At 67.1% G+C, this 13,350-nt stretch carries 11 protein-coding genes; 3 read left to right on the forward strand and 8 right to left on the reverse strand.

The genetic code is table 11. From position 1 onward, the window contains the following. Positions 1-57: 57 nt before the first annotated feature. The gene (locus ACWEO2_RS15410) at positions 58-1,263 is read right to left on the reverse strand and encodes a GNAT family N-acetyltransferase (protein ID WP_452405856.1); all 1,206 of its coding nucleotides are present in this window, start codon (positions 1,261-1,263) and stop codon (positions 58-60) included. A gap of 547 nt (positions 1,264-1,810) precedes the next feature. Here ACWEO2_RS15410 and ACWEO2_RS15415 point away from each other — a divergent pair. Then, the gene (locus tag ACWEO2_RS15415; protein ID WP_452405933.1) at positions 1,811-2,614 is read left to right on the forward strand and encodes a TrmH family RNA methyltransferase; all 804 of its coding nucleotides are present in this window, start codon (positions 1,811-1,813) and stop codon (positions 2,612-2,614) included. Positions 2,615-2,784: 170 nt separating this feature from the next. Then, on the forward strand, positions 2,785-3,096 hold the full coding sequence (locus ACWEO2_RS15420) for a DUF2537 domain-containing protein (RefSeq protein WP_452405857.1): 312 nt from the start codon (positions 2,785-2,787) through the stop codon (positions 3,094-3,096). A 3-nt stretch (positions 3,097-3,099) separates the two neighbouring features. Here ACWEO2_RS15420 and ACWEO2_RS15425 read toward each other — a convergent pair whose 3' ends face one another. From ACWEO2_RS15425 to serC, 3 genes are all read right to left on the reverse strand, one after another. Next, positions 3,100-3,846: a DUF6928 family protein gene (locus ACWEO2_RS15425; protein ID WP_354960650.1), complete on the reverse strand. Its 747-nt coding sequence runs from the start codon at positions 3,844-3,846 to the stop codon at positions 3,100-3,102. A 356-nt stretch (positions 3,847-4,202) separates the two neighbouring features. Beyond that, on the reverse strand, positions 4,203-5,357 hold the full coding sequence (gene sepH / locus ACWEO2_RS15430) for a septation protein SepH (protein WP_452405858.1): 1,155 nt from the start codon (positions 5,355-5,357) through the stop codon (positions 4,203-4,205). Between the two features lie 200 nt (positions 5,358-5,557). Next, on the reverse strand, positions 5,558-6,682 hold the full coding sequence (gene serC / locus ACWEO2_RS15435) for a phosphoserine transaminase (protein ID WP_354960648.1): 1,125 nt from the start codon (positions 6,680-6,682) through the stop codon (positions 5,558-5,560). A 64-nt stretch (positions 6,683-6,746) separates the two neighbouring features. Between serC and ACWEO2_RS15440 the strand changes: the two genes are divergently transcribed. Continuing rightward, on the forward strand, positions 6,747-7,391 hold the full coding sequence (locus ACWEO2_RS15440) for a hypothetical protein (protein ID WP_452405859.1): 645 nt from the start codon (positions 6,747-6,749) through the stop codon (positions 7,389-7,391). Positions 7,392-7,431: 40 nt separating this feature from the next. Here the strand turns inward: ACWEO2_RS15440 and ACWEO2_RS15445 are convergent, their stop codons facing one another. The 4 genes from ACWEO2_RS15445 to ACWEO2_RS15460 form a co-directional block, all read right to left on the reverse strand. Further along, on the reverse strand, positions 7,432-8,019 hold the full coding sequence (locus tag ACWEO2_RS15445; RefSeq protein WP_354961519.1) for a GTP-binding protein: 588 nt from the start codon (positions 8,017-8,019) through the stop codon (positions 7,432-7,434). Further along, on the reverse strand, positions 8,016-10,922 hold the full coding sequence (locus ACWEO2_RS15450; RefSeq protein ID WP_452405860.1) for a sensor histidine kinase: 2,907 nt from the start codon (positions 10,920-10,922) through the stop codon (positions 8,016-8,018). The genes ACWEO2_RS15445 and ACWEO2_RS15450 overlap by 4 nt, the downstream gene beginning before the upstream one ends. Positions 10,923-11,180: 258 nt before the next feature. Continuing rightward, the gene (locus ACWEO2_RS15455; protein ID WP_452405861.1) at positions 11,181-12,038 is read right to left on the reverse strand and encodes a polysaccharide deacetylase family protein; all 858 of its coding nucleotides are present in this window, start codon (positions 12,036-12,038) and stop codon (positions 11,181-11,183) included. Between the two features lie 130 nt (positions 12,039-12,168). Then, positions 12,169-13,317 carry a citrate synthase 2 gene (locus tag ACWEO2_RS15460; RefSeq protein WP_452405862.1) on the reverse strand — a complete coding sequence of 383 codons (1,149 nt, stop codon included), beginning with the start codon at positions 13,315-13,317 and terminating at the stop codon, positions 12,169-12,171. Between the last annotated feature and the right edge of the window lie 33 nt (positions 13,318-13,350).

A 13,350-nucleotide genomic window follows, 5' to 3' on the forward strand; every position in this document is an offset into this window, starting at 1 on the left:
TCAGCGGGATCGGCCCGGCTCAGCAGAACCGACTCGGCTCAGAAGAACCAGCCCGGCTCAGAAGAACCAACCCAGCACCGCGTCCCGCTCCGCGCCGAACGCCTCGTCGAGTGCGCGCAGTTGCGCGGCGTCCTTGGCTTGCAGCCGGTTGGCCCCTGCGAAGACCCGCGCCGGATACGCGCCGAGGTACATGCTGGCGAGCACGTCGATGCCGAGTTCGAAGTCGGGCGTCCGGTTGGTCGGCACACATTCGGCGACGCCGTCACGCACCGTGAGTTCGAAGCTGCCGCCCGCATTGCGGAACGGATCCTGCACCGCGAGTACGACATTCAGATCGCGCAGATATGCACGTGCCGTCAGCGCGGCGGGAACATCCATGAGCCGCAACCACAATGCGTCATAGCGTGCCTGTGTGCGCACCAGTCGGAGATCGGTGAGCAGATGCGGGAGCGGATCGTTGTCGGTGAGCGCCGCCTCGATGTGGCTGCACAGTTCCAATCCGAATAGCGCCCGCCACAACGCGATATGCGCCTCCGGGGTGACCGCGCGCATCTCCTCGACGACCGCGGTCATGGTGCGTTCGCGACGGTTGTACCGGTACAGCACGTACCCGTCCGGGTGCAGGAATGCGAAAAGCTCACTGCTGCCATTGCGGAAGGCGGGCGAATCGGCGAGGTCCATTTTCCAGCGGGCCTCGGGACGCCGCTGCGCGCCGGGCACCAGGCGACGCCACCGGTCGTAGATCGCCCGTATCGGCTCGCCCGCGTCGGCCATGGTGCTGAGCACCACGCCGCCCGGATCGGGGGCCGACGGTAGGAATTCGACGAACCGCCGATCGATCGAGACCGCGTTCTCCCGAATCGTCGGGCCGTATCCGAACCGGCCGTAGATGGCTCCCTGACTTGCGGTGAAAATGGTCAGCGCGAGCCCGGCCTCCTCGGTGCGCCGATGCTGCTCGGTATAAATGGCCCGCAGAATTCCGCGCCGCCGATGCATCGGCGCGACACCGACCCCGGCAATGCCGCAGACCTCGACCGTGCGCTCGCCGGGCACCGTCAGTGTCATCCGGGTGGACTTGGCATGTCCGACGATGCGACCGTCGTCGACGGCGACGATGGCCTCCTCGGTCGGAAAAACCTGCGCCCGTAGCTGCGCGTACTCCGGTTCACCCCGCATGCCGAATGAAGTGTCGCCGAGCAACTGAATGGCCGCCACATCGTCGTCGGTGGCCGACCTAATGGTGATGCCGGGTATCAGCGTCATCCTTCGACCATCGCACGCCTCCCCACCCGCCCGCACTCGAATTACCGCGCCAGCAGAGGTGCACCTGAGTTCCAGCAGAGGTTCCGAATACCTCGCAGACCGACATGCCGCGCGACTCGCCGAGGGCCAGATCTGAAGCTCTTCGGCATGGGGTGCCGAGCGGAACGCGCGGTCCCGACTGCGCCACGGGACGCCGAGGCGAACGCTGGTTTGTTGGCTTGCGGAGCACGGCTGCCACTCACTTCGGAGCCGTACGCAACAGTGAACACTGGGGATTGGTCGGGCGTCGGACGTCGGCATCGATGTCGGTGGTGTGGTGGCCGAGGCTGTGTGGTGCCCAGGCTAGAGGTTCGGGTGTGGCGCTGAGTGGTGATCGGGGAGGTTCGGGATCGGTGATCGGCACCGGTGTCGGCGGGGTGGTGGCCGGAGGCTGCGTGGTGTCCAGGCTAGAGGTTCGGGTGTGGCGCTGAGTGGTGATCGGGGAGGTTCGGGATCGGTGATCGGCACCGGTGTCGGGTGGGGTGGTGGTGCCCGGCAGGATGTAGCGGTGGTCGAAGTGATCGATATCGGTGACTCCGCTGATCCGCGGGTCGATGACTTTCGCGACTTGAAGTCCGCGGATCGGCGGCCCGATCTGCCGGGGCGCAAGGGGTTGGTGATCGCGGAGGGGGTGGTGGTCGTACGGCGGATGCTCGATTCGCGGTTTCGACCGGACGCGCTGCTCGGAGTGGAGAAGCGGCGCGCTGAACTCGCGGCGGATCTGTCGGACATCGATGTGCCGTACTACCGGACGACCGCCGAGGTGATGGCGGAGGTGGTCGGGTTCCATCTCAATCGCGGCGTACTCGCGGTGGCGCGCAGACCCGCCGAGTTGAGTGTGGACGACGTCATCGAGCGGGCCAGGACGGTGGCGGTGCTGGAGGGGGTGAACGATCACGAGAACCTCGGCTCGATGTTCCGGAATGCGGCGGGACTCGGCGTCGAGGCCATCCTGTTCGGAGACCGGTGCGCCGATCCGCTGTACCGGCGTGCGGTGCGGGTGTCGATGGGACATGTGCTGCGGGTGCCGTTCGCACAGCTGCCGCAGTGGCCGGGTGGGTTGGATATGTTGCGGAACAAGGGATTCCAGATCATCGCGCTCACCCCGAACCCGGCCGCCGTGAACCTGGCCACGGCGATGACGGGGGAGCGGGTGGCATTGCTGCTCGGTGCGGAGGGGCCGGGTTTGACCGAGGAGGCCATGCGAGCCACCGATATTCGGGCGCGCATTCCGATGTCGCCGGGCACCGATTCGCTCAATGTGGCGACCGCGGCCGCCATGGCGTTCTATGAACGGGTGAGGACGTCATGAGGGGGAGGCCGTGAGCGAGCGTCAGCGGGTGAACCATGAGCGCAGCGCGTCGTGGCGCACGATGGAGCCGAGCGCTTGCGAGGCGCAGTCGTGAGCGAGCATCAGCGAGTGAACCATAAGCGCAGCGCGTCGTGGCGCACGATGGAGCCGAGCGCTTGCGAGGCGCAGTCGTGAGCTATTTCCCCAATGGCGCATATCGCCCCTACCAGCCCTACCAGGATCCGACCCCGTGGGCCGCCGGGCTCACCGTCGCGACCATGGTGGCATTGCTGACGGCCGTCGCGGTGTATGCCTTCGGCTCGGCACTGGCACAGGTACATCCGATACTCGCGATCTTGGTCAACCTGGTCGCCGTCGGCGGCGCCGCGCCCACCGCCTGGCGCTGGCGTCAGGCGCCGGTGACCCGCTGGGTCATCGGCGGCGGCACGGCCGGTGTTCTGCTCGGCTGGCTGGTCCTGATCATCGGCGGATTGTCGGGCTAGACCTCAACAGACGCGATCCTTGCCGCGCAGCCAGTTCAGTAGGCCGCGTCGAGGTCGCGTATGGCCGTTGTGCCGCTCGTCGGGTGGCATCAGGTCGGCTGTGGCGGGTGCCTGACCCTTCGGATAGAGGGTGAAGCCGCAGACCGCGATATCACCCGGTATCAGCGCGCCGTCGGCGGCCGGGGCCCGGTAGTGGAAGCCGAGCCATTCGTTATTGGCGGCGTCGGCGAAATCGGGTGGATCGAAGGGCAGGGTCTGCGGGTCCGGCAGTTCCCCGGCCTGCCAGCGCACCGGATGATCACCGGCCCAATACGTGCGCTCCCACACCAGTGGCAGGCCCTCGTCTTCCAGGATGTTCACCCGTGTCGAACTGAACGAGCGCCGGAATTCGCCACGCTCCCAATGGGCGAACGAACCCCAGCCATGGTGAGCGTCGAACGAGACGAGATAGGTGTGCTCCGAGGCGAGCGGGCGGACCAGCAACTCCGGCAGTGCCGTCGGATGCGCCCGCGCCGCCTGCGACGAGCAGACCACGGTGACCCCGGGATAGCAGCCGATGTACACCTCGTCGGCGTCCGGCCCCGCGCAACCGCCCAGCGTGCCCACCATGATGGGCAGGACGTCGCGGTCCTCGTGCAGCTGTTTCGCCAGTGCGAGCGCGGCTTCCGGATCCGGATCGTGGTTCGCGCGGAGTACCGCCAACGGATCCTGTGCGTCGACGTACCAGAGAGACGAAGCCTTGGACAGCATTTCCGGCACCTCCCGATGGTTGCACCAAACAGCTCCGCTAACTTCGAGCAACCCACAGCGTCCTCGCGCGTGACTTCCCACTACCGTGAGCCGCCCGACGTCGACAAACCAAGTCGACGACACACGAAAAATCTACCCGCTCTCCCGCTTCGGCGATGGACCTTCCGCCTCTGAACACACCAGCGGGCATCAGAAATTCGCAGCAAACAGTTAGCTGACGATCAGGGCGAACAAGATCGAGCAGAGCAGATGGCGGGGTTCTCCAGAACGAGTTCCGCCATCGCGAGCGTTGTGTGAGGTGGACGCCGAATGTCGCTGTGCTGGACCCGGACCTGAGACCCGGTCCGGGGCTCGACTCAGTGTCCCGAGCTGCGGACCCCGAGCAGCACGTCTTCCCACGACGGCATGGGCGCCTTGCCCCGCTTGTTCCGCGCCGCCTTCGCGGGCGCGGCCTTGGTCTTCGGTGCTTCCTCCGCGGCAGGCTTCGCGGAGGCGGCAGGCTTGGCCGGAGCGGCAGGCTTGGCCGGAGCGGTGGGCGCGGGCGGGGCGGTGCTCGCACCGGCTGCCGGTGCGGCCGGCGCAGCACCGGCGGACGGAGCGGTGCTCGTCCCCGAGGCGGCAGCGGCGGAACCACCCGCGGCCGGAATGGCATTCGTGCTCGCGGCGGCCGGAATCGCGGCAGCCGCACCGCCAGCGCTGACCGGCGCGCTGCTGCCACCGGCCGCGACGGAGCGCTGCTCGTAGTACTCGTCCAGGGTCGGCTGACTGCGTGCCGATGTCCGTGCCGGTGCCGCCGCGGTCTCGCGCGCCGGACGCGCCTCGGCGGGGCGGGGCTCCACGGGCCGAGTCTCCACCGGCGGTTCGGGCGCGACGGGCGCCTCGATTTCGGCCTGCGGCGGGAGGATGGTCGCGAGCCCGCGCAGAGCACGGCCGAAGTCGGGATCGATCAGGTCCGAGGCCGGATCGTCGAGCGGGGAGACCGAGCCGCCGTGCGCGTCGGGCTGGTAGCGCCAATGCGCGGCGATTTCGGAACGGCCATTCTGCCACTGCAATTGGGCGACCCAGAAGCCCTTTTCGTCCTTCCAGGCATCCCATTCGGCGTTCTCGAGGGTATGCCCGCGTTCGGTGAAGGCGGCGGTGACGATATCGATGAGGATTTCCACGGCCGGACCGTCGGCGCGCACCGGATGGGCCTTCTGCGCTAGTTCCGCGGCGCGGGCCCGTTCCAGCAGCACGGGATAGGCGAACCGTTCGACCCGGCTCAGCGGCATCCCGGATTCCTCGGTGACCTGTTCTACGGATGCCCCGGCACGGATACGAGCTTGAATATCGCGGGGACGCATAGTTGCTTCCATCTCGATCTCAATCTGGCCGAATCGGGCAAGGTCTCCGCGTGCTGCGGCTCGAAGCTTGTCGTCGGCGGGCAGCCGGTACTTGTTGCCGGTCTCGGTGTCGATACACACGATGTGCGTGGAGTCGGGCGTCACCCCGATCACTCGAAGTTCACGCACCGTTACCTCCTTATCGCGTCGGCTCGCGACACCGCCCACTTTCCGAAACAGTAGTGCACTACTGATGATCTCGAGGCGGGACACGCGGGGCGGAAATCTGCGAAAGACCTTCCGCGCCCCGCTAGTCTGCTCTGATCGATTCGCCGCACCCTAATGCGCGGCGTGTCGGAAAGTGGGCGTGTCGCAATTGCCGAGCTGATTTACCCCAGTTTCTCGACGACCCAGTCGATGCTACGCGTCAGCTGCGAGACATCCTCGGGGTCGATTGCCGGGAACATGCCCACGCGCAGCTGGTTGCGGCCGAGCTTGCGGTAGGGCTCGGTGTCCACAATTCCATTGGCGCGCAGCACCTTCGCCACCGCGGCCGCATCGACCGAATCGGCGAAGTCGATGGTGCCGACCACCTGCGAGCGATGTGCCGGATCCGCGACGTACGGGGTGGCGTAGGGGCTCGACTCGGCCCAGGAGTAGAGCCGCGACGAGGAATCCAGCGTCCGCTTGACCGCCCAGTCCAGCCCGCCGTTGCCATTGAGCCATTCGATCTGGTCGGCGAAAAGCAGCAGGGTGCCGAGTGCCGGGGTGTTGTAGGTCTGGTCCTTGGTGCTGTTGTCGATCGCGATCGGCAGCGAAAGGAATTCGGGGGTCCAGCGACCCGAGGCCTTGATCTCCTCGACTCGAGCCAGTGCGGCCGGGCTCATCAGCGCGACCCACAGGCCGCCGTCGGAGGCGAAGCACTTCTGCGGGGCGAAGTAGTAGACGTCGGCATCGGTGATGTTCACCGGCAGACCGCCCGCACCGGAGGTGGCGTCGATGGCGATCAGCGCGTTCTCCGAACCCGCCGGACGCTGCACCGGGATCGAGACGCCGGTGGAGGTTTCGTTGTGCGCCCAGCCGATCAGGTCGGCCGAGGGATCCGCAACCGGTTCGGGTGCACTGCCCGGCTCGGCGGAGACCACGATCGGATCGCCGATGAACGGGTTGCCCTTGGCCACCGCGGCGAACTTCGAGCTGAACTCACCGTTGGTCAGGTGCAGCGAGCGCTCCCGGATCAGGCCGAATGCGGCGGCATCCCAGAACGCCGTGGTGCCGCCGTTGCCGAGCACCACCTCGTAGCCGTCGGGCAGGGCGAAGAGTTCGCGCAGGCCCTTGCGCACGCGCGCGACCACGTCCTTGACCGGCTTCTGCCGGTGGCTGGTTCCGAATACCGAGGCGCCGACGGAGACCAGAGACTGCAACTGCTCCGGGCGCACCTTGGAGGGGCCACAGCCGAACCGTCCGTCGGCGGGCTTGAGATCGTCGGGAATGGTCGGGAACTCAGCGGTCATGGCCAACAGGGTAGTCGGTGGTATTGCTGTGACTCTGACCACACTCCAGCTAACGTTGACGTCCATGAACCTGGCGTCGGTTAGTACGGGGTGGGTACTGCGCAGTCGAGGGTCACGGAACTTCGGGCTACGCGCCGGTACGTTATCGGATGGGCAGCGGCGCGAGTTGCTGATGCACGGCGTCGCCGGGTCGGCCACGATCCTCGGTGTGCGGCCCCAGCGCAGCGAACCAGGACACGTTTTCTGGGTCCGCGTGCAGGTGGAAGGCGCACTGCCATACGAAACCCGGGTCCGGCAGCGGATGCGCCCCGAAGATCTGGAGTGGATGCAGCCCGGGGATGTGATCAATTGCCGGGTCGATCCGGGCGACCGCGACCGGCTGGTGCTCTATGTGCCCGATATCGAGGAGACCGGCCGGGCCAGCATTGCCAAGATCCTCGCCGACGGCCGTCGCGCCGATGCCACCGTACTGGCCGCCGCGCCGGTGGCTGCCGATTACGCCGGTCGCGACGATCCGGTGCTGCGCCTGGATCTGGAACTGCATGCCTGGGATGAGGCGAAACCGTGGCGCGTGCGCCTGATCCAGCCGGTCCCACTGGCCGCCCTCGGTCTCGTTGATCTGGGCCAGCACCTCGAGGTCGCCTTCTTCACCGTCGACCGCGGCGAATCCGTCGCGGTCGACTGGCTCGCCTCCCTCGGGGAGGACTAGCTGTCGAATGGGCGGCTCGGCACAGCCGCCCATTCGATCACTAGCTCTTCGCCTTGACCCGGGCCAAGGCGTGGCCGGTGAGTGCGATCAGGGCGGTTTTGGCGGACTCCCGGTCTCTGGCGTCGATCATCATGACCGGGACGTCGTCGGATAGCGACAGCGCGTCGCGGATGGCCTCCTCAGGGAATTTCGGGGCGCCCTCGAATTCGTTCACCGCGACCAGGAACGGTAGACCGAGTTCCTCGAAATAGTCGACCGCGGCGAAGCTTTCGTCCACCCGACGAGTGTCGACCAGCAGGATGGCGCCGATCGCGCCGAGGCTGAGGTCATCCCACATGAACCAGAACCGATGCTGGCCGGGGGTGCCGAACAGGTAGAGCACCAGATCCTCGGACAGGGTGATCCGGCCGAAATCCATGGCCACCGTGGTGGTCTGCTTATCCGGGACCGCGGAGGTGTCGTCGACCTCGGAGCTGAGCTGGGTCATCAGCGCCTCGGTCTTCAGCGGCACGATATCCGATACCGCGCCCACCAGGGTCGTCTTGCCGACGCCCATTTCTCCGGCTATCACAATCTTCGCCGAGACAGCGCGGGACGCGGCGGGGGCTTCTTGCTCAGGTGCGGTCATCGAACATCCTCGGCTGCAAAGGGTTTCAACTTACCAGTGGCTCTTCCGTCACGTACCCCCCGCTGATAGCTGTTCAATCCTGCACGGATCGATTCCGGGTTCCGTCGTGGGCCCGCCGCCGAATCCGTTGTCCCCGCCCCTGATTCGGCCCCACCGGGCACCAACTGATTTCCAGGGTCTCGTTTCGGTAGTCCGGAGGTCGTCCTTTCCGTGATCTGCGCATCCGCCGCCCGCTGTGCGGCAGACCAGCCTTCATCCGCCGCCGAATGCCAATTCGTCAACACCGGTAACTCCCCTGTAGTCGGATCCGCCAACCACTTCGACATCATCCCGGCGAATATCGGCGTCTTTTCGCCACCGGTATCCTGCGCCGATTCCCCGTCCGGTGTGGATCGGATGGACTCTGCCGCATCCCCATTCGCCCCGGATGGTGTGGATTCGGTAGGCGCGGTCTGGAAGAACGATGATGTCTTGACCACGCGGTGGGGCCCGGTCGGTGGACCCGAATCGGGCACGCTCGCGGATGACGGCGTAGCGGCGGGCAGCGTTGAGCTCGCCGGCGTCGAGCTGGTCGGGGTCGAGCTGGCCGGGGTCGAGCTGGCCGGGGTCGAGCTGGCCGGGGTCGAGCTGGCCGGGGTCGGGGTAGCCGGGGTCGAGCTGGCCGGTGTCGGGGTAGCCGGGGCCGATGTGGTCGCAGCGGTTGCATCAGACGGCTTGGCTGCGCCAGCGGCTGCACCTGCCTTCCGGCGCCCCTTGCGATTAACACCCGGAACCCGTTTCGGCAGGCCGTAACTGGTGATCACCGGCGGTGCGGCGGGTGCGTCGGGCGCGGGCTCCGCTGGCTTGGGCAGGGCCGACGGTGGCGCGCCGATCCGCCGCGCCGCGGGTGCGGCCTTGGCCGCGGGGGTGACCGCCTTCGCGGGCGCAATGGCCTCGACCGCGGGCGTGACTTTGGCGGCCGACGCGGCCGTGGCCGTCGCCGCGGTACCCAGCGCATCGCGATGTACCGGAATCACCGGCTTCAGAGTCGCCGGATCAGCCGGATCCTGGGACGGCACGTCGATGAGCGCGGGCGGAATGTGCAGGCTCGCGGTGATTCCCGGACTCAGCGCGCGATCATGGGAACGCCGTAGTCGAACCGTGATGCCATGGCGCTCGGCGAGTTTGCCGACTACGAACATGCCCATCTGCCGGGTCGTCGCGACGGTGACCGCGGCCGGCGTCGCCAGCCGCTCGTTGATCTCGTTCAGTTCGGCCGCCACGATGCCGATGCCCTCGTCGATGACCTCGATCAGCAGGCCGCCCTCGGAGGTCCGGCTGTAGGAGAACGTGACATCACTATCGGGTGGTGAGGCGCGCAGCGCGTTCTCCAGCATCTCCGCGATCAGGTGCACCACATCGGTGGCCGCGATGCCAGCGACCCAACCATCGGGTGTGGCACCGGATTTGACCCGCTGATAGTCCTCGACCTCGGAGACCGCGGCGCGCAGGATATCGCGCACCTCGACCGGTCCGGACCGATCGTGGCGCGACCGCGTCCCGGCCAGCACCAGCAGGTTGGCGCTATTGCGCCGCATGCGGGCGGCCAGGTGGTCGAGCCGGAACAGCTGTCCGAGCCGTTCGGGATCCTTCTCCTCGAATTCCAGCGCCTCGATCATGCTGAGCTGGCGATCCACCAGGGTCTGGCTGCGCCGCGCCATGGTCTCGAACATGTCGTTGACCTGATCGCGCAGCAGTTGCTGCTGGGCGGCGAGTTTGAGTGCCTGCGCGTGCAAACCATCCACGGTGCGGGCGATTTCGCCGATCTCCTCGCCGGTGTGCACCGGCACCGGTTTGACCGTGATGTCTTCGAGCTGGGCGCCGAGCATGATCCGCTCGACCTCGCTGGGCAGATCCCGTTCGGCGAGTTCGCTCGCGCCCGCCCGCAGCCTGCGTAGCGGCTGCAGCAGCGAGTGCGCGACCAGCAGTGCCAAACCGAGCGCCGCGATCACCGTGACGAGCACCACCAGTGAGGCCTGGAGGGCCGCGGACTGGGCCGCCGTCACCTTGTTGTCGACATCGCTGATGACGCCCTGCACGATCTCGCCGGTGAGTCCGGTGTAGACATCGCGGGATTCGATGGCGAGCCGTCGCAGTTCGACCAGGTCCACGATGTGGGTGTGGATCCCCGTCTCGATCATGTCCTTGAGCACGGCGTTGTTGGGACGCACCACCCGATCGAGGTCGGGCTTGGCCGCGGGCACGGCCTGCTCGATCGCATCGGTGGTGGCCAGGAATCGCCCCTGCGCGGTATGGAAACCCTCGGCCTCGGTCGGCTGCTGGATTGCCTGCATCGCCGCCATCAGCCAGTTGAAGCCCTCGACCTTGCCGACGAGCACATCGGCGAGCTGTGCCTTCGCGACCACGACCGAGCCGACGCGGATCGGGGTGAGCAACTTGTCCACGGTGCCGATGGCATCGACGACGATCGCGTTGTTCAATTCGACGGCCTTGACCGGATCGCCGCCGCCCTTACCGCCCGAGCGGATGACTTCACTCGTTGCGGTCATCTGCTGCAGCGCCCTGGCGACCGTCGCATCGAGGCCCTTGCGCTTGGCGCGCAGGGTGGCTTCGGTAATAGCCGTTGACAATTCGACCAGGTCCTGGTCGGTGGTGGTGCCGTAAACCTGCCCGCCCGCGACGGTCGAGGCCGCGGATTCGAGTGCGGTGATCGCCGGAATATCGGAGATCCGATCAGCGGCATCGGCGTATTGGGAGTAGTCATTGAAGAAGACCGTCAGGCGCAGGCCGCCGAGCAGAATGGCCGCGGCCAGCGGAAGCGCAACGGCCGCGCCGACTTTCCAGCGCACCCGCCATTGCTCCAGGTGCCGCCACCGAGTGTGCGCGAATATTCCCTGCGCCACCCTACCTACCGCCTTCCGCTCGGATCGGCCCGATCAGGTCACCTCGCGCTCGGCGAAATGCCCAGTGAGCAGCCGTGATCCGTCTCACCATTGTGCTGCGCCCGAACTTGTCGGGCAGGTTTGTCCAGGAGCGACCGGCAGGCGGTCGGCTGACCTCGCGATAGCAGTCAGCATCGGTACCATACTGGCTCGCCGCCGAGGGTTGCGCGTTATTGCCGCGATCCCTGGGGCGTCCAGTCCATTCCGTAATATTCGTGTTCACAGATGGACAAGGGTGAACCCCGCCGCACGCAGTGCGGGCAGCGCCGCGGTCATCCCGGCGGCCGTCCCGGAGTTCGGCCGGTGCATATGCGCCAGCGAGATCGCGCCCGGTTCCGCGGCTTTCATCGCGCTCTGGACCTGTGCCGCGCTCGCGGTGGCGCCATAGTCGGCGTTGATGCTGAAACCGACGGGCCGTTCGCCGAGCTCGTTCACGATCGACACCGCGACATCGTCATAGTGCGCGGTACCCGCGCGGAAGAAGCGCGGCGGTTTGCCGAGCAGGTTGGTGAGTCGTTCGTGATTGGCCCAGACCTCGTCGACCGCCTCCTGCGGCGATCCGGTGCCCGCGATGTCATAGGCGGCCCGGCCGGTCACCGAGAGCGGCTTGTGCGCGACACCGTGATTGGCCAGCTCGAACAGCGGATTCGCCGCCAGTTGCGCGGCCCGACCCGGATTCGCATCGATCCAGCGCTTATTGAGGAATAGCGTGGCCGGAATCTGCTGGGAGATCAGCAGATTCAGCAGGGCCTCGTCGATATCGTTATTGCCGGGCCCGCCGCATGCGTCGAAGGTCACCGCCATTTGCTTGCCGGTTGCGGCAAAAGTGCTGGTGATGCCGTCCATCTTCATGCCCCACTGCTGCGGCTGCGCACCCGCGTGCCGGGCGGCCACCGCTGCGGGCGAGTTGGCGGCGGGCGCCTGCTGCTGGGCCTTCGGCATGGCCTGCACATCAACAGCGTTCGCGGCGGTCGTAGTTCTCGGTTGTGCGTTGGTGGTCTTGCCATTGTCGGTACTACATCCAGCGACGAATGCCGCGGCCGCAGTACCGAACCCGATCAGCCGCCGCCGCGACATATTCCTATCCAGCATTCCCCGTTAGCTCTCTCTCACAACCGTCCCCAGGATGCTACCGGTGCAAATAGCCGGACACCGTGGTGGGCAATAGATCCCACCACGGTGTCCGATTACCACCCGCTAGGGCGTACTACACGTGCGCGATGCTGGTCCAGCCGGCGACTTCCTGCGGCCGGCGCGGGCCGGGGCCGGTGTAGATGGCGGCCGGGCGGACCAGCTTGCCCAGCTGCTTCTGCTCGAGGATGTGGGCACACCAACCGGCGGTGCGGCCACAGGTGAACATCGCGGGCATCATATGCGCGGGGACCTCGGCGAAGTCCAGGATGACCGCGGCCCAGAACTCGACATTGGTCTCGATGGCGCGGTCCGGGCGACGCTCGCGCAGTTCGGCCAGTGCGGCCTGCTCCAGCGCGCTGGCGACCTCGAAACGCGGGGCACCGAGGCGCTTGGCGGTGGCGCGCAGCACGCGGGCGCGCGGATCCTCGGCCCGGTAGACCCGGTGGCCGAAGCCCATCAGCTTTTCCTTGCGGTCCAGGATGCCCTTGACCAAAGCGCGTGCGTCACCGGACTTTTCGACGGCCTCGATCATCGGCAGCACCCGCGCCGGTGCGCCGCCGTGCAGCGGGCCGGACATCGCGCCGATCGCACCGGACAGCGATGCGGCCACATCGGCACCGGTGGAGGCGATGACGCGGGCGGTGAAGGTGGAGGCGTTCATGCCGTGTTCGGCGGCGGAAACCCAGTAGGCGTCGATGGCCTCGGTGTGCCGCGGGTCCGGATCGCCCTTCCAGCGGGTCATGAACCGCTCGGTCACCGTGGTGCACTCGTCGATCTTCTTCTGCGGCACCGCGGGCTGGTAGATGCCGCGCGCGGACTGCGCGACGTAGGACAGCGCCATCACCGAGGCGCGCGCCAGATTCTCCCGTGCGGTCTCGTCATCGATATCGAGCAGCGGCTGATAGCCCCAGATCGGGGCGAGCATGGCCAGTCCGGCCTGTACGTCGACGCGCACGTCACCAGTGTGCACCGGCAGCGGGAACGGTTCGGCTGGTGGTAGACCGCGACCGAATTCGCCGTCCACCAGTAGCGCCCACACGTCGCCGAAGGTCACCTGCGAGCCGACCAGGTCGTCGATATCGACGCCGCGGTAGCGCAGCGCGCCGCCGTCTTTGTCGGGTTCGGCGATATCGGTGGTGAAGGCGACCACGCCTTCCAGGCCGCTGATGAAGTCGGGGGGTACGGCGGTGTGCCCGCTGGGCACCGCGGGGCTGGTAGTCATGTTGTGACTCTCCTTGCACTTCGGTTCGCATTC

It is taken from the genome of Nocardia sp. NPDC004278 (assembly GCF_053602975.1).

Coding starts and splice junctions, on each gene's coding strand:
- ACWEO2_RS15410 (WP_452405856.1), bottom strand. CDS start 1,263: ATGACGCTGATACCCGGCATCACCATTAGGTCGGCCACCGACGACGAT.
- ACWEO2_RS15425 (WP_354960650.1), bottom strand. CDS start 3,846: ATGCTGTCCAAGGCTTCGTCTCTCTGGTACGTCGACGCACAGGATCCG.
- serC (WP_354960648.1), bottom strand. CDS start 6,682: ATGACCGCTGAGTTCCCGACCATTCCCGACGATCTCAAGCCCGCCGAC.
- ACWEO2_RS15440 (WP_452405859.1), top strand. CDS start 6,747: ATGAACCTGGCGTCGGTTAGTACGGGGTGGGTACTGCGCAGTCGAGGG.
- ACWEO2_RS15445 (WP_354961519.1), bottom strand. CDS start 8,019: ATGACCGCACCTGAGCAAGAAGCCCCCGCCGCGTCCCGCGCTGTCTCG.
- ACWEO2_RS15455 (WP_452405861.1), bottom strand. CDS start 12,038: ATGTCGCGGCGGCGGCTGATCGGGTTCGGTACTGCGGCCGCGGCATTC.
- ACWEO2_RS15460 (WP_452405862.1), bottom strand. CDS start 13,317: ATGACTACCAGCCCCGCGGTGCCCAGCGGGCACACCGCCGTACCCCCC.